Raw genomic sequence first — 23,503 nt, 5'->3', positions numbered from 1 at the left:
CCTACTCCTCACGCAGCCGGGGGTTGAAGATCTCGTCCATGGCGTCGACCACGAGCACGATGCCGAGCGTGAGCAGCAGGATCGCCAGCAGCGGCGCCAGCATGTACGGCAGCGCGGCGGTCGTGGTCAGCGCCCCGCCGCCGAACACGGACAGGTTGAGCATGACGCCCCAGTTGTCCGCCTCGTACGGGAGCACGCCCAGGAAGAACAGGCCCACCTGCGCGTACACGGCGCCGGTGACCGCGATGAGCATGTTCATCGCGATGTACGGGGCCATGCTCGGCAGCAGCTCCTTGCCCACGATGTGGGTGGTGGACAGGCCGAGCCCGCGTGCCGCCTCGATGAAGCCGCGCTCGCGCAGCGACAGCGTCTGCGAGCGCACCGCCCGCGCCACGCCGCCCCAGCCGAGCAGCCCCAGCAGCAGCCCCATCTCCAGCGCGCTGCCGAACGACCACACGGTGGAGAGCACGAGCAGCAGCGGCAGCCCGGGGATGGTCAGCTTCATGTCGGTCAGCCGCATGAGCACGGTGTCCCAGCGGCCCCGCTTGAAGCCGGAGAACAGCCCGATCGCGGTGCCGAGCACGACCGTGATCACCGCGGTGACCAGCGCGCTCAGCAGCACGTACCGGGAGCCGGTGATGACCTGGGCGAGCACGTCGCGGCCCTGCCCGTCGGTGCCGAACCAGTGCTCGGCGCTCATCGGCGCGTACAGCTGGCTCGTGTCGCGCGGCAGCACCTCGGGGTAGAACATCGGCCCGAACACGCCCATGAACGTGAAGCCGAGCACGATGACGGCGCCGACCAGGCGGCTGGGCTTGCGCTTCATCACCCGCCAGACGCCGCGCCAGAAGTTGCGGCGCATGGTCGCCGCCGTGCTGGTGGTCTCCAGGATCGCGCTGCTCACGCCGACGCCTCCTCACCGGAGCGGACCCGCGGGTCGATGACCGTGTAGAACAGGTCGGCCAGGATGTTGGCCACGATGATCGCCGCCGTGATCAGCAGGAACGCGCCGCCCATCAGTGCGTAGTCGCGGTTGACGACGCTGTCGATGAGCAGGAACCCGAGCCCCGGGTAGTTGAAGATCTTCTCGATGAAGATCGCGCCACCGAACAGCAGGCCGAGTGAGAGCGCCAGGATCGTGAACAGCGGCAGGATCGCGTTGCGCGCCACGTACCTGAAGATGATCGACCGCCGCATCCCGCGCAGCTCGGCCGCCAGGATGAAGTCGTCGCCCAGCACGGTGACCACGCTCGACTTCATGGCCAGGATCCAGCCTCCGTAGCTGGCCAGCGCGTACGTCACGACAGGCAGCGTGGCGTGCTCGATCAGCGAGCCGATGTAGCCGGCGTTGAACCCGGGCTCGAACAGGATGTCGGCGGTGCCGCCCTGCGGCAGGATCGGGATCAGCGTCGTGAAGATGGCGCCCATCAGCAGCGCCAGCACGTACTGCGGCACACCGTGCAGCAGCGAGCCGGAGATGGCCAGGAAGTCGCCGAGCTTGCCGGAGCGCTTGATGGCCGCGTACACGCCCATGATCACGCCCACCAGGAAGCTCAGCAGCGTGCCGGCCAGCACCGGTAGAACGGTCCACTTGGCGGCCTCGCCGAGCACCGAGGTCACGGGAGAGCCGGGGTGGGTGACGGACACGCCGAGGTCGAACCTGAACAGGCCCGCCATGTAGTCCGTGTACTGCTGCCACAGCGTGCCCTCGGGCAGGAACCCGTACATCACGGCCGTGGCGCGCTCGGCCGCCTCCGGCGACATGCCCTGCTCCAGCAGCTTCTGGTAGCGCGCCGCAACCGGGTCGCCGGGGATGTTGCGGACGATGAAGAAGCTGATCGTGGCGACGACGAGAATCATGACGATCCCGCGGGCCAGGTGGCCCGCGAGACGTCGTGCGATGACCGTCATGCCTACTGAGTCTTCTTGACCATGCCGAGCTGGATCCAGACTCCGGCGGGCAGGCGGAGCAGGTCGCTCTCCTGCTCGGGGAAGCCGGTGAACCGGCTCGTGTTGGTGAACTGGGTGTTCACGTAGTCCCACAGCTGGATGACCGGCAGGTCCTGGTTGGCGGCCTTGGCCAGCTGGAGCATGATCGGCTTGGCCTCCTCGGCGCTGACCGAGTTCAGCTTGCCGGTGAGCTCACCCGGGTTGATCTCGGTGCCGTCGACCTCGACCTTCTCCGCGCCGCCCATCCAGTTGCCGCTCTTGCCCGGCTCGGCGTGCTTGATCTTGCCGGCCACGTTGGTCCAGCCGTTGGAGGCGCCGTAGAGACGCTGGTAGATGTCGTACGGCGCGGGGCCGAGCGCGATCAGCCAGAAGCCGACGTCGTACTTGCCGGCCGCGATCTCCTCCAGGTACAGCGGGTAGTCGGCGACGGTGACGACCTCGGCGTCCACGCCCGCCTCGACGAGCTGGCCCTTGATGTTCTCCTGCGCGGAGATCCAGTCGGAGAAGCCGGACGGGGCGGTCATGGTGACCTTCCAGGGGCTGCCGTCGGCCAGCGCCCACTTGCCGTCCTTCTTCTGCAGCCCGGCGGCCTTGAACTCCTCCTCGGCCTTGGCCGGGTCGACGTTGTACGGCTCCAGGCTGTTCAGCTCGGCGCCCAGCCACTCCTGGGCCGGCTTCTGGTGGATGCCGGAGGTGGTCACCGCGGCGTTGCCGCCCTCGGGCGAGGCGACCTTGGTGACCTCGGCGCGGTCGATCAGGTAGGCCAGGCCGCGGCGCACGTGCACGTTGTCGTACGGCTTCTTGGTCTGGTTGAACGCCATGCCGACGGCCACCGGCGAGAAGCCCTTGATGATGTTGGTGCCGGGCGCCTGCTTGATCCGGTTCATCACGTCGGCCGGGGCGGCGGTGAAGCCCGCGTGGTCCAGCTTGCCGGAGATCAGGTAGTTCCAGATCTGCTCGTTACCGGTGTAGTTGAGGAACTTCACCTGGTCCGGGGCGACGTTGGCGGCGTTGTAGAACTCCTTGTTCTTCACCAGCAGCGCCTCGCCGGGGTTGACCCGCTCCAGGATGAAGGGGCCGGCGGAGACGTCCTTCTCGGGGGCGAAGGTGATGATCTTCTCGCCCAGGGCGGTGATCTCCTCGCGGGCCTTCTCGGCGTCCGCGCCCTCACCGCGCGAGGCCTTGAGCTTGTCCCAGAAGTCGGCCGGCAGCACGCTGCCCCAGATGTGCGCGGGGGCCACGAAGGTGTCGAGCACGCCGCGGGCGAACTTGCTGCTGGGGTTGGTCATGTCCTGCGTGACCTTGACCGTCTTGTCGTCGACGACCTCGACGTCGGCCGCCGCGCCCGCCGCGCCGGGGGTGATCGCGAAGGCGGTGCTGCCCTGCGTGTAGGCGATGCCGATGGACAGCCTGACGTCCTCGGCGGTCACCGGCTTGCCGTCGGACCACTTGTTGTTCGGCTGCAGCTTGATGGTGATCGCGGAGTTGTCCGGGGCGATCTCCCAGCTCTCGGCGATGCCCGGGTAGAACTGGTTCGGGTCGGTCAGGTGGTTCTTGACCCATGCGAGCTTCATCGCGTTGTACCCGAGGAAGGAGTTGCCCTTCGGGTTGTACGGGTTCGCGGGGCCGCTCGCGTCGATGCCCGGCCTGTTCACGTCGATCGTGGTGAAGAGCCCGCCGCCACCGCCGCCCGAAGAGGACTGATTGGTGGGGGTGCCGCTGCCACTGCACGCTGCTGTGACGGCGGTAAGGCCCAGCAACGCCACTACAGCTGCTAGTCGCTTCATGTACCGCTCCGGGGAAGTTCGGACCTGATGAGGATCTGTGGGATTGACCGGACCCTACGGTCAGGCGGTGAGTGCGTCAATAATCTCCAGTGGTTGTGAGGCTAATGTAACTTTCCTTCATGGGTGCTCGTGACGGCGTTTGTCTCCACAGGCCTCGGGCTCGTCAGCCCACGAGAATGACGGCGGCGCCCTTGACCCGGTCGCGCGCGATGTCCGAGAGCGCCCTGCCGGCCTCTTCGAACGTGTATGCCACGCTACTGACCTGCGGCGGGTGCTCGCGCACGAGCTCCAGGTACGCGCGCCCGTCCGCCCGGGTGTTGGCCGTGACGCTGCGCAGCGTCCGCTCCCGGAAGAGATGGCGGTCGTAGTCAAGCGGCGGGATGTCGCTCAGGTGGATCCCGGCGACGGCGAGCGTGCCGCCCCGGTCCAGCGCCTCCATCGCGGGCGGCACCAGGTCGCCGACCGGCGCGAACAGGATGGCCGAGTCGAGCGGCTCGGGCGGCCGGTCCCCGGCCGAGGCCGCGCCCAGTTCGAGCGCCAGCTCCCGGTGACGGGCGGCGCGGGTGACCACGTGCACGACCGCGCCCATGGCGATGGCCGCCTGCGCGGTCAGATGGGCCGACGCGCCGAACCCGTAGATGCCCAGCCGCCCGCCCTCGGGCAGGTCGCTGCGGAGCAGTGCGCGGTAGCCGATGATGCCCGCGCACAGCAGCGGCGCCAGCCGCTCGGCCGGCACGTCGTCAGGCAGCGGGTAGACGTAGTCGCGCGGCGCCGTCAGGTAGTCGGCGAAGCCGCCGTCGGCGTCCCAGCCCGTGTACGTGGACTCCGGGCACAGGTTCTCCACGCCGCGCCGGCAGTAGCGGCACCTCCCGCAGGTCGAGCGCAGCCAGGCCACCCCGACCCGCTCCCCGTCGCTCCCGTCGGGCCGCACCACCCGCCCGACCACCTGGTGGCCGGGCGTGGTCAGCGGCCGGTGGGGCGGCAGGTCGCCCTCGGCCAGGTGGAGGTCGGTGCGGCAGGCGCCGCACACCTCCACCCGCACCAGCACCTCGCCCGGGCCCGGCTCGGGCATCGGGCGCTCCACCATGACCAGCGGCCGGGACGCGATCGGCCCCGGCCGGTCAACCGCCCAGGCCCGCATCGGCCGCCGCCAGGCGCCTGTGGGCCAGCGAGGCGTACAGGGCCGCCCCGTCGGGCAGCACGGAGTCGTCGAACAGCGCCTTGGGGGAGTGGTTGTAGGGCGCGGTCGCCGGGTCGCGGCCGGGCGGGCAGGCGCCCAGGAACACGAACGTCCCCGGCACCTCCTGCAGCACGTACGAGAAGTCCTCCGACCCCATGGCCGGATTCGGCGCGACGACGTAGCGGCCGGGACCGAACAGCTCGTCCACCGCGGCGCCCGCGAACGCCGCCTCGGCGGCGTCGTTGACCGTCACCGGATAGCCCATGCGGATCGACGCCTCCACCTTCAGGTCGTGCGCCGCCGCGATGGACTCCACCACCTCGACCAGGCGCCGCTTGGCCAGGGCCCGGTTGCCCGCGCTGAACGTCCGGACCGTCGCCTCGAATCTTGCCTCGTCCGGGATGACGTTGTCGGCCGACCCGCCGTGGAAGCTGCCGACGGTCACCACCACCGGGTCGAACGCGTCGAACGTCCGGGTGACCATGGTCTGCATCGCCGTCACCATCTCGCACCCGGCCTGGATCGGGTCACGCGCCAGGTGCGGGGTGGAACCGTGCCCGCCGCGCCCCTTCACCGTGGCCTCGAACACGTCGGCCGCCGACATGATCGGCCCCGGCCGCGAGGCGAACACGCCCGCCGGCAGGATCGAGGAGACGACATGCATCCCGTACGCGGCCACCGGCCGGTCGCCGGCGGCGTCCAGCACCCCCTCCTCGATCATGTGCCTGGCGCCGTGCTGCCCCTCCTCGCCCGGCTGGAACATGAAGATCACATCTCCGGCCAGCTCCTCGCGGCGCGCGCTCAGCAGGTGCGCCGCGCCCGCCAGCATGGTCGTGTGCAGGTCGTGCCCGCACGCGTGCATCCGTCCCTCGACCTGGGAGATGTACGGCAGGTCGTTGCGCTCGGCGACGGGCAGCGCGTCCATGTCGCCGCGCAGCAGCACGGCCGGTCCCGGCCGGCCGCCCCGCAGGACGGCGGTCACCGAGCTGAGCGCCTTGCCCAGGGTGATCTCCAGGGGCAGTCCGTCGAGGGCCGCCAGCACTTTCTCCTGGGTACGGGGCAGCGTCAGGCCGATCTCCGGCGTGGTGTGCAGCGAGTGGCGCAGCCGGACGAGCTCGTCCCGCATGTCCTGTGCGGCTTCGGTGAACGACATGAGTCACATTCTTCATGCACCGGTGGAGAAGTCGATATGCCGCACTCGCTAGGATGATCCGGTGACCGAGCGTAAGCGGATCGACTTCTGGCTGTCCGACATGGACGGGGTCCTGGTGCACGAAGGGCGGCCGGTGCCCGGCGCCGACACCTTCATCAAGCGGCTCAGCGACTCCTCCAAGCGGTTCCGGGTGCTGACCAACAACTCCATCTACACCCGGCGCGACCTGTCGGTGCGGCTGGCCGCGGCCGGGCTCGACGTGCCCGCCGAGTCCATCTACACCTCCGCGCTGGCCACCGCCCAGTTCCTGGACGACCAGCGGCCCGGCGGCTCCGCCTACGTCATCGGCGAGGCCGGGCTGACCACCGCCCTGCACGGAGCCGGTTACGTGCTCACCGACCTCGACCCCGACTACGTCGTGCTGGGCGAGACCCGCACCTACAGCTTCACCCAGATCACCCGCGCGATCAGGCTCATCGAGGGCGGCGCCCGGTTCATCGCCACCAACCCGGACCCGATCGGCCCGTCCACCGAGGGGTCGCTGCCCGCCTGCGGCGCCGTCGCGGCCATGATCACTCGCGCCACCGGGGTGCAGCCGTACTTCGTCGGCAAGCCCAACCCGCGGATGATGCGCAGCGCGCTCAACGAGATCGGCGGCCACAGCGAGACCACCGCGATGATCGGCGACCGGATGGACACCGACATCGTGTGCGGCATGGAGGCCGGGCTGTTCACCATCCTCGTGCTGACCGGCGTCACCCAGCGTCACGAGGTCGACCGCTTCCCCTTCCGTCCGTCGCTCATCGTCGACTCGGTCGCCGACCTCGTCGATCTGGTGGAACCTGCCGGAGACTGACAGGTATGGGTGGCAGGCTTGCCGCCATGACCCGGATCTACCTGGAAGAAGGGCCGAAGAAGGTCTTCGCCTGCTCGTTCGCCTGGCCCGGCTGGTGCCGTGTGGCCAAGGGCGGGGAGGCCGCGATCGACCGGCTGATGGAGTACGCCCCGCGCTACCGCGTGATCGCCGAGCGGGCCGGCCTGGCCTTCGACCCCGGCGAGCCCGAGGTCGTCGCCCGCGTGCGCGGCGGCACGACGACCGACTTCGGCGCTCCCGAGACCGTCCCGGAGCAGGACCTGGAACCGGTCGGCGAGGAGACCGCCCGGCGCGAGGTGGCGCTGCTGCGGGCCGCCTGGGAGCTCTTCGACGAGGTCGCGGGGGAGTCGCCGGAAGAGCTGCGCAAGGGGCCGCGCGGCGGCGGGCGCGACCTGACCAAGATGGTGAACCACCTGCAGGACTCCGAGCGCGCCTACGCCCGGCAGGTCGGGGTGCGCCACAAGCCCTACCGGTCACGCGCCGACGTGGACGCGCTCCGCGCCGAGCTGGCCGAGGTGCTCTCGCGCCCGTGGCGGCCGCCGGTGGAGACCGCCTGGCCGCCCGCCTACGCCCGGCGCCGCCTCGCCTGGCACGTCATCGACCATCTGTGGGAGATCGAGGACCGTCGCTGACGGCCGCGCCGGCGGGGGGACGATCCTCGATGAGCCGGGGCAGCGCCTCGATGTGGCCGGACAGATAGGCGGCCACCGCCTCGGGGACCACGTGGCGGGAGGTGATCTCCTCGCGCTCCAGCGGCAGCCGCTCCACCTCGTAGACGCCCCGGCCCGGGTCGTCGAGCTCGGGCCCGTGGCGCAGCGCGGGGTCCATCGCCACCAGGCGGCACCCGTACACGTGCTGGGTCTTCACCCCGCCCTCCCACGGATAGCTGACCGTGGTCAGCGGCGTCACGGCCGAGACCGTCGCGCCCAGCTCCTCCAGCAGCTCGCGGCGGAGGGTGTGTTCGAGCGTGGCGTCGCCGGGCTCGACGTGACCGCCGGGCACCGACCAGTAGACGGCGCGGCCCGGCACCGTGCGGCGGAAGATCACCAGGTGCTCGTCGTCGTCGAGGAGCAGGCCCCGGACGCTGGGTCGCATGAGGACACCATATTTCACCTGGGCGTCCCTGGGGTACCCTAACCTACGGTGCCGTAACCTTGAGGAGGAGAGGATCCCTTCATGCCGATGACGCAGACGCAACTGCTCCACGAGCTCGAGCCGATCGTGGCAGGTGAGCTCGACCGCCACGAGAAGATGGCCAAGGAGTGGTTCCCCCACGAGTACGTTCCGTGGAGCGAGGGGCGCGACTTCGACGGCCCCTACGGTGGTGAGGCCTGGCAGGAGGGCGACTCCAAGCTGCCCGAGCCGGCCCGCGTGTCGCTCATCGTCAACCTCCTGACCGAGGACAACCTGCCCAGCTACCACCACGAGATCGCCACCACCTTCGGCCGCGACGGCGCCTGGGGCACGTGGGTGCACCGCTGGACGGCCGAGGAGGATCGCCACGGCACCGCGATCCGCGACTACCTGACCGTGACCCGCGCCGTCGACCCGGTCAAGCTGGAGCGCGCCCGCATGGCCCACATGCAGAGCGGCTTCATGACCGACTACGGCACGATGCTGCAGCAGCTCGCCTACGTCTCCTTCCAGGAGCTGGCGACCCGCATCGCGCACCGCAACACCGGCACGGCCTCCGGCGACGAGGGCTGCGAGCGCCTGCTCGCCCGCATCGCCGCCGACGAGAACCTCCACATGCTCTTCTACCGCAACCTGCTCAAGGCGGCCTTCGAGCTCGACCCCGACCAGACCATGCGGGCCGTCACCGACGTGGTGACCACCTTCCAGATGCCCGGCTCCAACATCGCCGGCTTCACCCGCATGGCGATGACCATCGCCCACGAGGGCATCTACGACCTGCGCCTCCACCTCGACGACGTGCTCATGCCGGTGCTGCGGCAGTGGTCCGTGTTCGACAAGACCGGCCTCGGCCCCGAGGGCGAGCGGGCCCGCGAGGAGCTGTCGGAGTTCCTGCAGAGGACCGACGAGACGGCCGCCCGGTTCGTCGCCCGCCGCGAGGAGCGCAGGGCCCGAGCCAGAGGCTGATCCAGCATGGGATGATTCGTCCCCATGGATCTCCCCGTCACGCTCGTCGTCGCGGTCGTCACGATCGTCATGGTGATCGCGCTGGCCGCGGCCGCCCAGCGTCTGCTCGGCGTCCGGTTCGGCGCGGTGCGCACCTTCCTGGCGGCCCTCCTGGCGTTCTCGCTGGCCGGGCCGCTGACCACGCCGATCCTGAGCCCTTTTCCGCAGATGGACGGCACGCGGGACGTGGGCCTCGGCCCGCTGTGGGTGCTGATCCTGGTCGTGATGTGCATCGTGCTCATCCCGATGGTCATCCTGGTCGTCGCCGAGGCGCTGGTGCCCACGGGGTCGATCCCCGGGCCGCTGGAGCTGGTCAGGTCGCTGCGCGGCCGGTTGTCGCGGGCCAGGCGCTACTCCGAGATCACCCGGATCGCCGTCAGACACGGGCTCGGCCCGTACCTGCGCGGGCGCGGCGACCGGCCGGAGGACCACACCGGCGCCGTGCGGCTGGCCCGCTCGCTGCGGCTCGCGCTCGACGACGGCGGCGTCACCTTCGTCAAGCTGGGGCAGGTGCTGTCGACCCGGCGCGACCTGCTGCCGCCCGAGTTCATCGAGGAGCTGGGCCGGCTGCAGGACCAGGTGGCGGCCGAGCCGTGGGAGCTCGTCGAGCCGGTGCTCCGCGCCGAGCTGGGCGGGCCCGTCGAGGAGGTGTTCGCCGCCTTCGACCGCACCCCGCTCGCCGCCGCCTCGATCGCGCAGGCCTACACCGCCCGGCTGCGCACCGGCGAGGACGTCGTGGTCAAGGTGCGGCGGCCGGGCATCGGCCGCACCGTGGCCAGGGATCTCGACATCGTCCGCCGCCTGGCCGTCACCCTGGAGTCACGCACCCGGTGGGGTCGCGGGCTCGGCGTGCGCGACCTGGCCGAGGGGTTCGCGGTGGCGATCAGGGAAGAGCTGGACTTCCGCGTCGAGGCCGCCAACATGGCCGCCGTCGCCGCCTCGGACGGCGGCGGCGTCACCTATCCCACCCCGGTCGGCGCGCTCTGCACCGAGCGGGTCCTGGTCATGCAGCGCCTGGTCGGCAAGCCCGTCACCGCCGCCACCCCTGAGCAGGGCCCCCGCCTGGCCCGCGACCTGCTCGACTGCCTGCTGCGGCAGATCCTCGTCGAGGGCGTCTTCCACGCCGACCCGCATCCGGGCAACCTCATGCTGCTCGACGACGGCACGCTGGGCCTGCTCGACTTCGGCTCCGTGGGCCGCCTCGACGCCTCCGCCCGCGCCGCGCTGCAGCGCTTCCTGCTCGCCATGAACCGGCAGGACCCGCTCGCGGTGACCGACGCCCTGCTGGAGGTGGTGCCCAGGCCGGAGGACATCGACGAGCCGGCGCTGGAGCGGGCGCTCGGCCAGTTCATGGCCAAGCACCTGGGGCCGGGCCTCGACAGCGTGCGGATGTTCACCGACCTGTTCAAGATCGTCTCTTCGTACGGGCTCTCGATCCCGCCCGAGGTGGCCGCGGTCTTCAGGGCGCTGGCGACGCTGGAGGGCACGCTGGTGCGGCTCTCACCCGGCTTCGACCTGATGAGCGAGGCCCGCGCCTTCGCCGGCCGCTACCTGTCCGAGCAGTTCGACGGCGGCAACCTCAAGGAGGCGGCCGCGCAAGAGCTGGCCGCCCTGCTGCCGATGCTGCGCCGCCTGCCGCGGCGCGTGGAGCGCATCGCCAGCGCCGCCGAGCACGGCAGGCTCGGCCTCAACGTCCGGCTGCTGGCCGACGAGCGCGACCGTGGCTTCCTGACCGGGCTGCTGCACCAGGTGCTGCTCACCGTGCTCGGCGCGACCGCCGGGTTGATGGCCGTCATCCTGCTCGGCGTCGACGGCGGGCCGGTGGCCAGCGAGGAGCTCGGCATGACGCTGTTCCAGCTCATCGGCTACAACCTGCTGGTGATCAGCGCCGTGCTCGTGCTGCGCGTGCTGATTCTGATCTTCCGCCGCCCCCGGGACACTCCGGCGAAACGTACATCCTCTTGACTTAGGGATGGTCTTGGACAACCACGGCATCGGGCAGGTTTCTGACCCATCAGCCGTACACAAGACCCCTTGGGGAGCAGTAGGTGAAAATCATCGGGATCGCCGCCAGCCTCCACGCGGGTTCGTACGTCAACCGGCTCCTCGACGCCATCCGCTGCGAACTGCCGCCGGGCGCCGATCTCGAGGCGTGGCCCCGCCTGCGCGAGGTGCCCCCGCACGAGCCGGGACCGGCCCCCTCGGTGGTCCGCGAGCTGCTCGCGCTGGTGGGGGAGTCGGACGCGCTGGTGCTCACCGCGCCCGAGCACAGCCTGCTGCCGGTCGAGCTGGAGTACGCGCTCGGCTGGATGGCGCGGGCCGGCGTGCTGGACGGCAAGCACGTCGCCGTCATGTGCGCCAGCGCCCGCGCGTGCGGCGCCATGTGGGCGCAGGCCGAGCTCTACAAGGAGCTGCTGGGCGCGGGGGCGGTGGCCGTCGGGTCCGAGCTGGTGATCTCGCCCGTGTGCCCGCACTTCGACGACGACGGCCGGCTCTGGGCCCGCGACCTGCGCGCCCAGGTGCGCGAGACGGTCGGGCAGCTGTGCCAGGCGCACCTGCGCGAACCGGTGCTGTCGGTCTGATCAGAGATCGCGGCGCAGCCGCTTCACCTCGGAGCGCTGCTTCTTGCCCGCCAGGCGGCGCTCGACCGAGCCGCGGGTCGGCTTGGTGGGACGCCGGCGCTTGGGCGGCGGCGCGATGGCCTCACGGATCCGCTGGGCCAGCCGCTGCTGCGCGGCCTCCCTGTTGCGGAGCTGGGAACGGTGTTCGGAGGCGGCGATCGTGATCGTCGGCGAGCCGAGCCGCTCCAGGGCGCGGGCCTTCAGCGCGGGCGGCAGCGCCGTGCTGGACGCCACGTCGAAGGTCAGCTCCACCCGGCTGTCGGTGGTGTTGACCCCCTGCCCGCCCGGGCCCGAGGACCGGGAGAAACGCCAGACGAGCTCGGCGTCGGGGATGACGACCGAGTCGTTGACGACCAGCGTGGCGGGCATGACGATCCTTCCTCTGTGCACGGTCAACGTATAGACGGGCGGGAGTGCCGGGCAACGACATTTCCTGTCATACCCCCAACATCCCCGGTATGTGCGTGATTCCGCGGGGTTGACGGCGCCCCGCAAGCGGCGTATGCCACTATCGCGCATCCATCACCTGGGGGAGTCATGACGGCAGGCATCGTCGGCGTGCACGGCATCGGCAAGTACGACTACTACCTCAGGGCGGGCGGGTCCGCCGCCGGGGCGGCCACGGCCATGCGCGAGAAGTGGGACCGCTACCTGCACGCCTCGCTCGGCGGCCCGGCCAGGACGTACTTCAGCGAGGTCGCGTACTTCTCCCACCTGCTCCGCGACCCCGCCACAACGCGCGCGGCCCCGCTGCCGGCCGCCCGCCGCGACGCGGCGGGCTGGGCCGGGAACCTCGGCTTCGGCGAGTACGTCACCGGCACGCTGAGGTCGTTCACCGCCTGGGTGCTGTCCCGGCTGGAGGGCCGGTCGGCCGCGTTCGCCGAGCTGTTCGCCCCCGAGGTCGCCGCGTACCTCACCGACCAGGGCAGGCGTGAGCGGGTCAGGGGGGCGGTCGCCGACACCATCCGCCGCAACCGGCCCAGGGTGGTCATCGCCCACTCTCTCGGCAGCGTCGTCACGTACGAGACCTTCTGGGCGTATCCCGACCTGGAGACGGACCTGCTCATCACGCTGGGCAGTCCGCTCGGCATGCGCGAGGTGATCTTCGAGCGGCTGCTGCCCGCCCCGGTCAACGGCCGCGGCGAGCGGCCCAAGGGCGTGCGGCGCTGGGTGAACATCGCCGACAAGGACGACATCGCGGCCATCCCGCCCGCGCTGGCCGGCTGCTTCACCGGCGTCGACGCCGAGGAGCTGGTCAACCTCGACTGGATTGACTTCCACACCGCCGAGAAGTACCTCGGCTGCCCGGCGCTCGGGCCGCATCTGCGACCATTCCTCGGATGAGATGGATCCTCTTCGACTACGGCAACGTCCTGTCCCTCGCCCAGCCGGTCGCCGAGGCGGAGGCCATGGCCCGTGCCGCCGGCGCCGACCCCGCCGAGTTCCTGCGTGAATACTGGGCGCACCGGCTGGAGTTCGACCGGGGCGCCCTCGGCCCGGCCGAGTACTGGGCGAAGGCCGCGGGCCGGCCCCTGTCCGCGGCCGAGCTCGACCGGCTGATCGCCATGGACGCGGCCAGCTGGTCGCACCCCGACGAGGGCTCCCTGGCGATCCTGCGCGAGCTGCTGGAGCGGGGCCGCGACGTCGCCCTGCTGTCGAACGCGCCCGCCTGCGTCGCCGACGCCCTGGACGAGCTGCCCTGGATCGCCGCCATCCCGCACCGCTTCTACAGCGCCCGGCTCGGCCTGGTCAAACCCGACCGGCGGATCTACGAGCACGTCGCCGCCGAGCTCGCGGCCGACCCCGCCGACGTGCTCTTCGTCGACGACCGCGAGGACAACGTCGAGGGCGCCCGCGCGGCCGGCATGCGGGCGGTCCGCTACACCGGCGCCTCGGCCCTCCGCGCCCACCTGGAGTGAGCCGGGGGCCGGAGGAGGGCGACGGGTGTTGTTCATCCCCCTTTGACGCCGCTTTCACGGCCTGGTCAGCGGGTGCGGACATACCTGGAGCGTGGACCGCAGATCCTTCCTCACCGCGGCCGCCGCGGGCCTCCTCGCCCCGCGGGCCGGCACGTCGCGCAGAACGCTCAGAGCCGACCCGTTCACCCTCGGCGTCGCCTCCGGAGACCCGTCCCCCGGCGGGGTCGTGCTCTGGACCCGCCTGGCCACCGACCCGCTCGGCGGCGCCGGCCTCGGCGGCATGCCCTCCCGCGACGTCGACGTCAGCTGGCAGCTCGCCGCCGACGAGCGCTTCTCCGAGATCGTCACCTCCGGTACGGTCACCGCCCGCGCCCGCGACGCCCACAGCGTGCACGTCGAGGTCGAGGGCCTGGACCCGGGCAGGGAGTACTTCTACCGCTTCCGCGCCGAAGGCCGGCTCTCACCCGAGGGCCGCACCAGGACCACGCCCGCCGCCGGCGTGGAGACGCCGCTGGCCTTCGCCGTCGCCGCCTGCGCCCATTTCGAGCACGGCTTCTACACCGCCTACCGGCGCCTGGCCGAGCAGGAGCCCGACCTGGTGGTGTTCCTCGGCGACTACCTGTACGAGTACGCGCCGAGCGGCTACACCGCGCTGTCCGGGAAGCGGGTCCGCACCCACACCCCCGGCAAGTGCGCCACCCTGGCCGACTACCGGCTGCGGCACGCCCAGTACAAGAGCGACCGCGACCTCCAGGCCGCGCACGCCGCCGCGCCCTGGCTGGTGGCGTTCGACGACCACGAGGTGGAGAACAACTGGGCCGGCCCCGTCTCCAGCACCGGCGCCCCCGCCTTCGCCCGGCGCAGGGCCGCCGCCTTCCGCGCCTACTACGAGAACATGCCGCTGCGCCGCGGCAGCCTGCGCGGCGCCGCCATCCAGGTGAACCGGCGCGTCTCCTGGGGCTCGCTCGCCCGCTTCCACCTGCTCGACACCCGGCAGTTCCGCGACGACCAGGCCTGCGGCGACGGCGTGCGCTCCGGCTGCGACGAGCGCCTGTCCACCGGGCGCACCCTGCTCGGCGACGGCCAGTGGCGCTGGCTGGAGGACGGCCTCCAGGGCTCCGGCACCCGCTGGAACCTGCTCGGCCAGCAGATCATGATGACCCACCGCGACTTCCGCGCCGGCCCGGGACGGGACGTCAACCTCGACTCCTGGGACGGCTACGCCCCCGAGCGCACCCGCGTGCTGAACGCCCTGTCCGGCACCGCCAACCCCGTCGTCCTCACCGGCGACGCCCACATGCACCACCTGGCCGACCTCAAGACCGACTTCGACGACCCGGACGCGCCCGTGGTGGCCCGCGAACTGATCGCCACCTCGATCGCCAGCGACGGCGACGGCTACCGCGACCGCACCTGGATCGCCGAGTCCCTCGCGGAGAACCCGCACATCTCGTACATGGACCAGCGGCGCGGGTACCTCATGGCCCGCCTGACGGGCGACGAGCTGTCGGTCGACTTCCGCACCCTGGACTACGTCTCCCGCCGCGGCGCCCCCGCCCGCACCTCCCACCGCACCACCATCCCGGCCGAGTCGGCCTGAACGCCGCGGCCGCCGGTCAGCGGGTGCCCAGCGCGTATCCGTACAACCCCTCGCCGGAGCCCATCTCGCGCGCCCTGCCGAACCGCGGCGCCGTCCCCTCGCCGCGCCTCCCCGGCAGGGACGTCACGACGCCCCTGCCCGGCGCGGCCACCACCAGCGTGGCGGGCCCCCCGCCCGGCGCGGGCAGCACCGACACCGTGCTGCCCTTCTCCTTGATCCGTACGTCCCCGTACCGGGACAGGCCGCCCCGCGGCGAGCCCGGCATCACCTGCACCGAGTCCTCGCCGGGCACCCCCACCGCCAGCTCGTCGTCCCCGTCGCCGTCGAGGTCGCCCGCCGCCAGCGACGCCCCGAACCGGTCGTAGTAGCGCGGCTCGCCCTTCAGCAGCCGCTGCGTCCACATCTCCGACCGGGCGCCGCGCAGCCCGTTCCGGGTCCCGTACACCACGTGCAGGGCGCCGTCGCCGTAGTCCATCGCCCGCTGCCCGGCGGTGAGCCCCTCGCCGGGGACGCCGATGGCCAGGTCGTCGCGCCCGTCGCCGTCGAAGTCGCCGGTCGCCAGCGCCGCGCCGAACGCGTCCCACTTCTCCGCCGAGCTGGCGACCCCCGGCGAGCTCTGGGTCAGCCGCAGCGCCCGCCGCCGGCGCGGGTCCAGCACGGTGACCGAGCCCTGGCCGTCCTTCGTGACCGTGTCGGCGGGCGCGCCCACCACCAGCTCGTCGCGCCCGTCGCCGTCGAAGTCGCCCGCGGCGAGCGTCTCGCCCCACCCGTCGGTGGCCCGCGCCGCCTGCCGCACCCAGCCGGTGCGCTGGGTGATCGGGTACGGTTCGCGCCCCTTCGTCCAGTACACCGTCACCCCGCCGCCTCGGCCGCGCCCGGGAGCGCCCACGGCCAGCTCGTCCCGGCCGTCGCCGTCGAAGTCGCCGGCGGCCAGCGACGCCCCGAACCGGTCGCTCGACGGTTCGTCCAGCGACAGCTCCTCGCCGGGCCGCAGCCCGCCGGGGGAGCCGTGGTAGAGCTGCACCACCCCGTTCCCGTCGGCGCCGGGCACCCGGTCGCCGAGGAACTCGTCCGGCACCCCCACCGCCAGGTCGGCGCACCGGTCGCCGTCGAAGTGGCCCACGGCCAGCGACGCGCCGAACGCGTCACCCGGCTCGGGCTCGTCCTGGGCCAGCCGCTGTTCGCGTCCCGACCCGTACAGGATGGTCACGGAACCGGCCCGCCGGTCGTCGTACGGGGCGGCCACGGCCAGGTCCGGACGGCCGTCGCCGTCGAAGTCGGAGGGGGCGCCGGAACACGCCGGGAGCGCCGCGCCCGTACCGGTGACGAGGGGAAGAATCAGGCACGCGGAGAGCAGAACATTCACACCTCAAGTCATGTCGCGCCCAGCCGAACCCGGATTGAACGCCCCGGGAACGTGCCAGGATAGGCACGTGGACATCGACCTCGCTGATCTTGACTTCTGGCGCAGGCCGCTCAAGGAGCGGCACGAGGCGTTCGCCCGGCTCCGGCAGCTGGACCATCCGGTGTTCTTCCCGGAGAAGAAGGTGCCGTTCCTGCGCTCGGGCGCCGGCTTCTACGCCCTGGTGCGCCACGCCGACGTGGTCGAGGCCAGCCGCAACGCCAAGGTCTTCTCCAGCGAGCCGGCCGTCACCAACCCCGAGCCGCCCGGCTGGGTCAAGCAGGTGTTCGGCGAGTCGATGGTCAACATGGACGACCCGCGACACGCCCGGCTGCGCCGCATCGTGACCCGCTCGTTCAGCCCCAAGATGCTCGCGGGGCTGCAGTCCGACATCGAGTCGGCCTGCGGGCGCATCGTCGACGACGCCGTCGCGCAGGGGCCGCGCGACTTCGTCCAGCAGGTCGCCGCCCGGCTGCCCATCCACGTCATCTGCGACATGCTCGACATTCCGCAAGAGTGGCGCGAACGGGTCCACAAGCACGTCGACATCTCCACCGCCTACACCGGCATCCGGCCCAGCCTGGCCCGCACCGTCCAGATGGCCGGGCAGAACATGCTGGCCCTGCTCGCCCTCCAGCGCATGGTGATCAAGCTGGGCCACGAACGCGCCGCCGACCCCAAGGGCGACCTGGTCTCCCTCCTGGTCACCGCCAACCCCGACGGCGAGAAGCTCACCTACCGCGAGCTCGGCTCGTTCTTCGCGCTGCTGCTGGTCGCCGGCAACGAGACCGCGCGCAACACCATGGCCCACGGCATCAAGCTGCTCACCGACAACCCGGCGCAGCGCGAGCTGCTCATGAGCGACTTCGACGCGCACATCGGCAACGCCATCGAGGAGATGGTGCGCCACGTCTCGCCGATCATGCAGTTCCGGCGCACGCTCACGCAGGACTACTCGCTGCGCGGGCTGGAGCTGAAGAAGGGCGACAAGGTCGTGCTCTTCTACGGCTCGGCCAACCGCGACGAGTCCGTCTTCCCCGACCCCGACCGGTTCGACATCACCCGCGACACCAAGCCGCACGTCGGCTTCGGCGGCCCCGGCCCCCACTTCTGCCTCGGCGCCAACCTGGCCAGGCAGGAGCTGCGCACCATGTTCAGGACGCTGCTGACGAGGCTGCCCGGCATCCGCACCGTCGGGGAGCCGGAGCTGCTGGAGTCCAACTTCGACAACAGCGTCCGCAGTCAGGCCTTCACCTTCTGAGGGTCGAGCACGTTCTCCCTGACGGCGACGGCCGTCACCAGCGCCGCCACGCCCATCATCACCGCGCTGACCAGCATCGCCCGGCGGAACCCCGCGTCGAACACCGCCGGGTTCCTGAAGGCGTCCCCGACCAGCCCCACCAGGGGCGGCACCGCGGCCACCGCGAGCAGCCCGCCGGTGCGGGCTACCGCGTTGTTGATCCCGCTCGCGGTGCCCGCGTGACGGTCGTCGGCGGTGGCCAGCACGGTCGCGGTCAGCGGCGCGACCGCCGCCGACAGCCCCAGCCCGAACACGGTGACCGCCGGAAGCACGACCAGCGCGTACGACACGTCGGCGCCGATCGTGCTCATGAGCACGAACCCCACGCCAGCCAGCAGGATCCCGCCCGTCATCGGCCAGCGCGGCCCGTGCCGCTTGGCCAGCTCGCCGGCGCGCGGCGACAGCAGCAGCATCAGCGCGGTGACCGGCAGCAGCGCCGACGCCGCCGCCAGCGGCGAGAACCCCGACACCACCTGCAACTGCACGGCCAGCAGGAAGAACACCACGCCCATCGCCCCGTACATGACGAGCGTGACCGCGTTCACCGCCGAGAACACCCGGTCGGCGAACAGGCCGACCGGCACCAGCGCGTCCGGCGACCGGCGCCACTCCAGCACCACGAACGCCGCTCCCAGCAGCACGCCCGCGACCAGCGGCACCGGCGCGTCCAGCTCGATCAGCCCGTACGTGATCCCGGCCAGCGACAGCGCGGCCAGCACCGACCCCAGCACGTCGAAACGGCCCGCCGCCTGCTCGTCCCTGCTCTCCGGCACGTGCCGGGCCGCCACCAGCAGCGCCGGCGCCGCGAGCGGCAGGTTGATCAGGAACGCCCACCGCCAGCCGGCCGTCTGCACCATCGCCCCGCCCAGCAGCGGCCCCACCGCGCTCGCCACCCCGCCCAGCCCCGACCAGACGCCGATCGCCCGCGGCCGGTCCGCCTTGGAGAACGACGCCTGGATGATCGCCAGCGAGCCCGGCGTGAGCAGCGCCCCGCCCACCCCCTGCAGGGCGCGGGCCGCGATGAGGAACTCGATCGTCGGCGCCGCCGCGCACAGCGCCGACGCCAGCGCGAACCAGACCATCCCGATCAGGAACACCCGGCGCCTGCCGAACCGGTCGCCCAGTGAGCCGCCCAGCAGGATCAGACCGGCGAGCGTGAGCGTGTAGGCGTTCACCGTCCACTGCAGGCCCGCCATGCCGGCCCCCAGCTCGGCGCCGAGGAAGGGCAGCGCCACGTTGACCACCGTGCTGTCGAGCATCGCCAGCCCCGACCCCAGCACGGTCGCCGCCAGCACCCACCGGCCACGCGCCGATCGGAGCTCGATGTGCCCGTCGTCCATTGCGAACCTCCCCAGGCAGCAGCACAGCCGGCGGCCTCAGGCATTCCCCGCAGCTCAACGCCGGGCACCAGGATCACGGGCGGCGTCGCTCGCGCATACGGCTCAGACCCGGGCCGCGACCTTCGCGCAGGCGCGGCGGCATGCGGCTCAGAGCTGGGCCGCGACCTTCGCGCAGGCGCGGCGGCATGCGGCTCAGAGCTGGGCCGTCACCTCGCGCAGGGGGGCGAAGGCGGCATGCGGCTCAAAGCCGGGCCGCCGCCTCGCGCAGGCGGTATGCGGCTCAGAGCCGGGCCGCGACCTCGCGCAGGCACGCGGAGGCGTCGCCGGAAATCGGGTCACCGTGCCCGACGCAGACCAGGCCCAGGTCCAGGTCGGCCAGCCGACGGAAGGACGCGGCCGTCCTGGCCCGATCGGCGTTGAACACGCCCAGGATGACCTGCCCGTTCACGTTCGCGACGGTGTCGCCGGCGAACAGCAGCCGGTGCGCCGGCAGGTGCAGCGCGATGCTGCCGTCGGTGTGTCCCGGAATGGGGATCACCTCGGCGCCGCCCCCGAAGTCGATCACCTCGCAGCCCTCCAGCTCCCGGTCCACCCGGGCCGCGGGCACGGGAGGCATCGGAGGCAGGCTGTCGTAGATCTCCCGCTCCCACTCGGGCATGTCCGCCCGCTCCGGCGTCTGCTGCGCGGCCTCTCCCCGCACCACCGGCGCGTCGGCCCGGTGGACCATGACGGTGGCATCGGCCGCGATCTCCGCCAGCGCGCCGTGGTGGTCGTCGTGCCCGTGCGTCACGATCACGTGCCGCAGGTCGGCGAGGGTGAAGCCGAGGAAGTGGATCGCGCCCTCGACGTCCTTGCCCGACCCCGCCACGCCGGTGTCGATCAGGGTCAGCGCGTCGCGCTCGTGCCACAGGTAGGCGTTGCCGACGGGGAAACGGAGGAGACGCAACTGAGGGGTCAGCTCGATCAGTTCCATGCGGGCAACGTACGTCCGCCTCTCCGGTCCCGAGAGCTTCTTCACTAACGGCGATCCATTCCCTATTAATCCTTTGAATAGGGTAGGTTGAGGAAGTATATGGAACGATATACCGTCGAGCAGGTGGCCAACCTGCTCGACCTGCACGTCAAGACCGTCCGCGCGTACGTCCGTGACGGCCGGTTGAAGGCCGTCAAGATCGGCAAGCAGTATCGGATCGCCCGCGAAGACCTTGAGGCGTTCACCGGCCTGCCGATCGCCCCACCCCCTGCCGGTCGGCACGCCGAGGCGTCGGCCATCGTCAACGTCGACGGCATCGACCGTGCCGAGATGGACCGGGTCAGCACCATGCTCCTGGCCTCGCTCGGCGGCCGGCCCACCGGCGTCCGCGCCGAATGCGTGTACGACGAGGAACGCGGCCGGCTGAAAGTCGTCGTCCTGGGCGACCTCGAGGCGACCGCCCAGGTCCTCCGGCTGATCGACGCCCTGGTCAAGCAGTAGCCCCGACCGACCGGCGTCACGACCGGCCCAGCCCACCAGGCGCATCCGCCCAGGTGTTCCGGCTGGTCGACGCCCTTGGTCAAACGGTAGACCGGACCGACCGGCGTCATGACTGGCCGAGCCCGCCAGGCGCATTCGCCCAGGTGCTCCGTCTTGTTCACGCCCTGGTCAAGCGGTAGCCCTCGACCCGTCGGTGCCATGACCGGCCCAGCCCACCAGACGTACTTCTGACCGCCCGCCAGGCCACCGACCCGCCCGTTAGTCGCAATAAAGCCCCGTCCGTTAGCCGCATCACCGACCCGCCCGTTGGGCGCATGACCTGCCCGGCCCGTGACCGGCCGGACCTACTCCTGGAGATCTCGCATGCCTGACCAGCCCGCTCCCGCCACCCTGATGCCCGGTGTCCTGCTGTGCGAGGCGGACGGCCCGCCGGTGCGGACGGAGCGCGACGCCCTCGACCTGATCGGCGACGCGTGGTATCACCGCGCGCACTTCGTGGCCATCCCCGCAGGCAGGCTGCACGAGGATTTCTGGCGTCTCAGCACCCGCGTCGCCGGCGAGATCATCCAGAAGTTCGCCAACTACCGCATCAAGGTCGCCGTCATCGGCGACATCTCCGAATACGTGGCCTCCAGCGGTGCCCTCAGGGACTGGGTACGCGAAGCCAACCGAGGCGACGAGCTCTGGTTCCTCCCCGACTTGGAAGCCCTTCGCGCCCGGCTTCCCGACGAGCCCGCGGCTACGAACCTGTAGGGACGCCCTGGTGCGTACCGGCGGCAGCGGGGCGGCTGCGGACGCCGGGTCTGGCCTTACTGGGCTCACCGGCCTTACTGGGCTCAGCAGGCTCAGCGGGCTCACCGGGCTCGTCAGGCCCACCGCCGACCCTCAGGGGTTCTCCGCAACTGGCCCGGCGAGGACGTCCTGTAGGCGTACTCAACGGCGTTGAACACTACGGCGGGCGGGTCGCTGTGGCGGCGGACAGGGCATAGGTGACGCCGGTCAGCCGTTCGGAGCCGCCAGAGGTGAGCGGCCGTGGCGGTGTCGTGGATGGCGCGCTCGCGAGTACGGGGAGTCGGCTCGCCGCGCAGTTGCAGCGGCCCGTCCGGAACGATGTAGCTGCCGCCGGGCAGATCGGGCACGGTCGCCGCGTACAGGGAGGTCTTCGCGCCCTCCAGAGTGGGCAAGAAGGCGACGCGGACCAGCAGGCGCGTACGAGTCGCATGCAGCCGTTCTCTGCTGCCGTCGGCGCCTCCGGTGAGCACGTTGGTGCGGGTCAGCCCGGGCGCGACGGCCATGCTGCGCAGCTTCAGCCGGGCGGCGTCGGCCCGGCGCTGCAGTTCGACGGCGAAGTAGAGGTTGGCCCGCTTGGACTGCACATAGGCGAACGCCGTGCGGTAGCGGCGTTCGGCGTTGAGGTTCTCCAGGTCGAAGCGGGCGAAGCGTTGCCCCCCACTGCTGACGGTGACCACCCGTGGATCGGGTGCGGCGAGCAGGTGCGGCAGAAGCACGCCGCTCCAGTCGGCCAGCAGGATGTCGACCCCCGATCTCGCCGAGCGAACCGTCATGATGCGGACGTCGAGGACGGCATCGGTCATGGTGTGGGCCGACATACTCCAACTCATCGCCGTGCTCACTCGGATCGAGGCCGCGAGCACAGCAAGCATGGCCGGTCGGAGTAAGGACTGCACCCTCCAGTGGTGGCCTGCCGGGAACGGTGCCGCGTGTGCCGGAGGCAAGCGGTGGCCTGCCGGAACAGCGCCGCATGCAAGCGATGGCCGTCCGGGGGACGGCGCTCCATGTGCCGGAGGCAAGCGATGGTCTGTCGGGGACGGCGCTGCATGTGCCCGGAGGCAAGCGATGGCCTGCCGGAACAGCGCTGCATGTAAGCGGTGGCCGTCCGGGGGACGGTGCCGCATGCGCCCGGAGAGGCGGCGATCGCGCGGTCATGGCCCAGTGGTCGTCTTCCCTGGCGGGGGACGGCCGACCTCCTCAATGTGGCCGAGAGCTATCCGGGTGAGGTTGCGGAGGGACGTGGAGCCGGGGCGGAAGTATTCGCTGTGGCCGGCCTCGCCCGCGTCGAACAGCCGGGCGCCGTAGGCGGGGTCCGTCGGGTCCTGGCCGAAACCCAGGGGGCCCAGCTTGGTCTTCGGGACGAACCTCATCCAGTCGTCCGAGCCCAGGCCGGCCCAGACCCGCGCGGGGCTGAACGTGGCGGCGGGGGACTCCACGCCGGGGCTGGCGACGAGGGCCAGATCCGCGATCGGGAGGCCGGAGGCGGCGGCTTCGGCGCAGACCACCGAGCCGTAGCTGTGGCACAGGAGCGCGATCGGGGCCGCGGTCCGGCGGCGGAGGTCGGTGACCATGCCGCGGAGCGCCTGCGCGCCTTCACCGGCCGATGAGTCGGTCATGACCTTCAGGCTCCAGGTCGGTGGGGAGTCGTATCCCAGCCAGGCGACGACCGCCAGGCGCGTGCCCGGCGACTGGTCGGCCGCCTCGGCCAGGAGGGCGCGGGCCGAGCCGCCCGGCCGGTGGCTGCCGGTGTCGAAGGTCTCCGCCGTGATGTCGGCGCCCGGCACGATGACCGCCACCCGGTCGGCCGTGGCCACATCGCCGTAGACCCGGACCAGCCGTCCGCTGGACTGGGCGGGTGGGGCCAGCAGCGCGCCGAGCGCCAGCATGCCGAGGATCCCGTGCCTGAATCGCATGGCGTCGAAGGTACGGATCCGGACCCGGATTCCGCGTCACCGCACGGGCTGATCTTGCG

The 23,503-nt window shown here is 71.6% G+C and carries 23 protein-coding genes; 11 read left to right on the top strand and 12 right to left on the bottom strand.

The features are described 5' to 3' along the window. Position 1: 1 nt before the first annotated feature. From ABD999_RS40020 to ABD999_RS40000, 5 genes are all read right to left on the bottom strand, one after another. The gene (locus tag ABD999_RS40020) at positions 2–904 is read right to left on the bottom strand and encodes an ABC transporter permease (RefSeq protein ID WP_261808644.1); all 903 of its coding nucleotides are present in this window, start codon (positions 902–904) and stop codon (positions 2–4) included. Beyond that, positions 901–1,911 (bottom strand): ABC transporter permease, encoded by a 1,011-nt coding sequence (locus tag ABD999_RS40015; protein ID WP_148032504.1) that lies wholly within the window; start codon positions 1,909–1,911, stop codon positions 901–903. The genes ABD999_RS40020 and ABD999_RS40015 overlap by 4 nt, the downstream gene beginning before the upstream one ends. 2 nt (positions 1,912–1,913) lie before the next feature. Beyond that, positions 1,914–3,737, bottom strand: a complete 1,824-nt coding sequence (locus tag ABD999_RS40010; RefSeq protein ID WP_271276482.1) for an ABC transporter substrate-binding protein — start codon at positions 3,735–3,737, stop codon at positions 1,914–1,916. Between the two features lie 163 nt (positions 3,738–3,900). Continuing rightward, on the bottom strand, positions 3,901–4,824 hold the full coding sequence (locus tag ABD999_RS40005) for a zinc-dependent alcohol dehydrogenase family protein (RefSeq protein WP_378583837.1): 924 nt from the start codon (positions 4,822–4,824) through the stop codon (positions 3,901–3,903). Positions 4,825–4,858: 34 nt separating this feature from the next. Continuing rightward, entirely contained in the window at positions 4,859–6,070 is a 1,212-nt protein-coding gene (locus ABD999_RS40000; RefSeq protein ID WP_271276480.1) for a M20 metallopeptidase family protein, read from the bottom strand. 100 nt (positions 6,071–6,170) lie between these two features. Between ABD999_RS40000 and ABD999_RS39995 the strand changes: the two genes are divergently transcribed. After that, on the top strand, positions 6,171–6,926 hold the full coding sequence (locus tag ABD999_RS39995; RefSeq protein ID WP_219544626.1) for an HAD-IIA family hydrolase: 756 nt from the start codon (positions 6,171–6,173) through the stop codon (positions 6,924–6,926). 26 nt (positions 6,927–6,952) lie between these two features. Next, positions 6,953–7,576: a globin family protein gene (locus ABD999_RS39990; RefSeq protein WP_148034703.1), complete on the top strand. Its 624-nt coding sequence runs from the start codon at positions 6,953–6,955 to the stop codon at positions 7,574–7,576. On the opposite strand, the gene ABD999_RS39985 is transcribed toward ABD999_RS39990, so the two are convergent. Further along, a complete protein-coding gene (locus tag ABD999_RS39985) occupies positions 7,539–8,039 on the bottom strand; it encodes an NUDIX domain-containing protein (protein WP_148032499.1) in 501 nt (166 codons plus the stop codon). The two genes, ABD999_RS39990 and ABD999_RS39985, sit on opposite strands and share 38 nt — an antisense overlap. 81 nt (positions 8,040–8,120) lie before the next feature. Here ABD999_RS39985 and ABD999_RS39980 point away from each other — a divergent pair, with 81 nt between their 5' ends. The 3 genes from ABD999_RS39980 to ABD999_RS39970 all read left to right on the top strand — a co-directional run bounded on the left by ABD999_RS39980 (position 8,121) and on the right by ABD999_RS39970 (position 11,665). After that, the gene (locus ABD999_RS39980; RefSeq protein ID WP_148032498.1) at positions 8,121–9,044 is read left to right on the top strand and encodes an acyl-ACP desaturase; all 924 of its coding nucleotides are present in this window, start codon (positions 8,121–8,123) and stop codon (positions 9,042–9,044) included. 24 nt (positions 9,045–9,068) lie between these two features. Next, a complete protein-coding gene (locus ABD999_RS39975) occupies positions 9,069–11,048 on the top strand; it encodes an ABC1 kinase family protein (protein WP_271276479.1) in 1,980 nt (659 codons plus the stop codon). An 83-nt stretch (positions 11,049–11,131) separates the two neighbouring features. Beyond that, positions 11,132–11,665, top strand: a complete 534-nt coding sequence (locus tag ABD999_RS39970) for an NADPH-dependent FMN reductase (protein ID WP_271276478.1) — start codon at positions 11,132–11,134, stop codon at positions 11,663–11,665. Here ABD999_RS39970 and arfB read toward each other — a convergent pair whose 3' ends face one another. Beyond that, positions 11,666–12,073, bottom strand: a complete 408-nt coding sequence (gene arfB, locus ABD999_RS39965) for an alternative ribosome rescue aminoacyl-tRNA hydrolase ArfB (protein ID WP_148032495.1) — start codon at positions 12,071–12,073, stop codon at positions 11,666–11,668. A 168-nt stretch (positions 12,074–12,241) separates the two neighbouring features. Between arfB and ABD999_RS39960 the strand changes: the two genes are divergently transcribed. The 3 genes from ABD999_RS39960 (at position 12,242) to ABD999_RS39950 (ending at position 15,223) form a co-directional block, all read left to right on the top strand. Further along, on the top strand, positions 12,242–13,048 hold the full coding sequence (locus tag ABD999_RS39960; RefSeq protein WP_271276477.1) for a hypothetical protein: 807 nt from the start codon (positions 12,242–12,244) through the stop codon (positions 13,046–13,048). After that, on the top strand, positions 13,045–13,623 hold the full coding sequence (locus ABD999_RS39955) for an HAD family hydrolase (RefSeq protein WP_271276476.1): 579 nt from the start codon (positions 13,045–13,047) through the stop codon (positions 13,621–13,623). The genes ABD999_RS39960 and ABD999_RS39955 overlap by 4 nt, the downstream gene beginning before the upstream one ends. 91 nt (positions 13,624–13,714) lie before the next feature. Next, on the top strand, positions 13,715–15,223 hold the full coding sequence (locus ABD999_RS39950; protein ID WP_271276475.1) for an alkaline phosphatase D family protein: 1,509 nt from the start codon (positions 13,715–13,717) through the stop codon (positions 15,221–15,223). A 16-nt stretch (positions 15,224–15,239) separates the two neighbouring features. On the opposite strand, the gene ABD999_RS39945 is transcribed toward ABD999_RS39950, so the two are convergent. After that, on the bottom strand, positions 15,240–16,589 hold the full coding sequence (locus tag ABD999_RS39945) for an FG-GAP-like repeat-containing protein (RefSeq protein WP_271276474.1): 1,350 nt from the start codon (positions 16,587–16,589) through the stop codon (positions 15,240–15,242). 67 nt (positions 16,590–16,656) lie between these two features. Here ABD999_RS39945 and ABD999_RS39940 point away from each other — a divergent pair, with 67 nt between their 5' ends. Further along, positions 16,657–17,886 carry a cytochrome P450 gene (locus tag ABD999_RS39940; protein ID WP_271276473.1) on the top strand — a complete coding sequence of 410 codons (1,230 nt, stop codon included), beginning with the start codon at positions 16,657–16,659 and terminating at the stop codon, positions 17,884–17,886. Here the strand turns inward: ABD999_RS39940 and ABD999_RS39935 are convergent. Then, entirely contained in the window at positions 17,868–19,265 is a 1,398-nt protein-coding gene (locus ABD999_RS39935; protein ID WP_271276472.1) for an MFS transporter, read from the bottom strand. The genes ABD999_RS39940 and ABD999_RS39935 overlap by 19 nt on opposite strands. A gap of 280 nt (positions 19,266–19,545) precedes the next feature. Further along, positions 19,546–20,238 carry an MBL fold metallo-hydrolase gene (locus ABD999_RS39930; protein WP_271276471.1) on the bottom strand — a complete coding sequence of 231 codons (693 nt, stop codon included), beginning with the start codon at positions 20,236–20,238 and terminating at the stop codon, positions 19,546–19,548. Positions 20,239–20,337: 99 nt separating this feature from the next. On the opposite strand from ABD999_RS39930, the gene ABD999_RS39925 reads away from it, so the two are divergent. Together ABD999_RS39925 and ABD999_RS39920 are read left to right on the top strand one after the other, a co-directional pair. Continuing rightward, on the top strand, positions 20,338–20,739 hold the full coding sequence (locus ABD999_RS39925) for a helix-turn-helix domain-containing protein (RefSeq protein ID WP_271276470.1): 402 nt from the start codon (positions 20,338–20,340) through the stop codon (positions 20,737–20,739). Positions 20,740–21,102: 363 nt separating this feature from the next. Beyond that, a complete protein-coding gene (locus tag ABD999_RS39920) occupies positions 21,103–21,492 on the top strand; it encodes a DUF4180 domain-containing protein (protein WP_271276469.1) in 390 nt (129 codons plus the stop codon). 113 nt (positions 21,493–21,605) lie between these two features. On the opposite strand, the gene ABD999_RS39915 is transcribed toward ABD999_RS39920, so the two are convergent. Continuing rightward, complete coding sequence (locus ABD999_RS39915; protein ID WP_271276468.1) at positions 21,606–22,349, bottom strand: SDR family NAD(P)-dependent oxidoreductase; 744 nt, start codon at positions 22,347–22,349, stop codon at positions 21,606–21,608. 333 nt (positions 22,350–22,682) lie between these two features. Then, a complete protein-coding gene (locus ABD999_RS39910; RefSeq protein WP_271276467.1) occupies positions 22,683–23,444 on the bottom strand; it encodes an alpha/beta hydrolase in 762 nt (253 codons plus the stop codon). Positions 23,445–23,503: the final 59 nt, after the last annotated feature.

The organism is Nonomuraea ferruginea (genome assembly GCF_039540635.1).
Taxonomy (GTDB): Bacteria; Actinomycetota; Actinomycetes; order Streptosporangiales; family Streptosporangiaceae; genus Nonomuraea; species Nonomuraea ferruginea.
This window is presented reverse-complemented; position numbering and strand designations above follow the sequence as displayed.